The sequence below is a fragment of the Mesorhizobium sp. M5C.F.Ca.IN.020.32.2.1 genome (assembly GCF_004023105.1).
GTDB classification, from domain to species: domain Bacteria; phylum Pseudomonadota; class Alphaproteobacteria; order Rhizobiales; family Rhizobiaceae; genus Mesorhizobium; species Mesorhizobium wenxiniae.
Genome location: NZ_RZSX01001606.1, coordinates 1 through 543, shown reverse-complemented (window position 1 = coordinate 543; position 543 = coordinate 1). Strand labels below are relative to the sequence as shown.

Annotated in this window: 1 protein-coding gene; it reads right to left on the bottom strand. The window is 65.9% G+C overall.

Going from position 1 to position 543, the window contains the following annotated elements; genetic code table 11:
• Positions 1-84 precede the first annotated feature (84 nt).
• On the bottom strand, positions 85-543 hold a 459-nt coding region (locus tag EOA86_RS37715; RefSeq protein ID WP_281035753.1), incomplete at its 5' end, for an ATP12 family protein.

The following is a 543-nucleotide window of genomic DNA, read 5'->3' as shown; positions in this document are numbered from 1 at the left end:
GTGTTAGAGCGTACTTCGCACGTCCAACTGGAACGCACGTCGCTCCAATGTGCTACGCGAAACGAATGAGGGCGGCGATTGCGGTCAGCCCTTGAGCGCCTCGAGAAGACCGACCGCCGCCATGAAATCGCGTTTGCGGTGGGCACGGCGGGCGACAGCCTCCGCGTCATGTCCCCAGTGCTCGGCCTGCCAGTCCTCGTCGACATGGCCGGCAGTCCATGCGGCGTCGCCGTCGATCTCGCCGAACTCGACGGCCAGCGCCAGCAGCGCCGATCCCGTCAGCGACGTCATGACGTGGATGGCCACCAGCCGTAGCGGGTCGGCACGCTGGGCAAGATGAACGCCGAGCAACGCAAGGCTCTCGCGCGGCTGCTCGACATGGATCACCCCTTCGGCGAGGTGAAAGCGGGCGCCAAGCGCGCTCCGCGCCCAGTCGATGATAGGATCCCAATGTTCGTTCTGACGGTCGACCAGCCCTTGCGGGGTCTCGGCGCGATAGCAGAGCAGATCGGACGAGGCGAAGCGCAGGACGTCCTCCAGTAC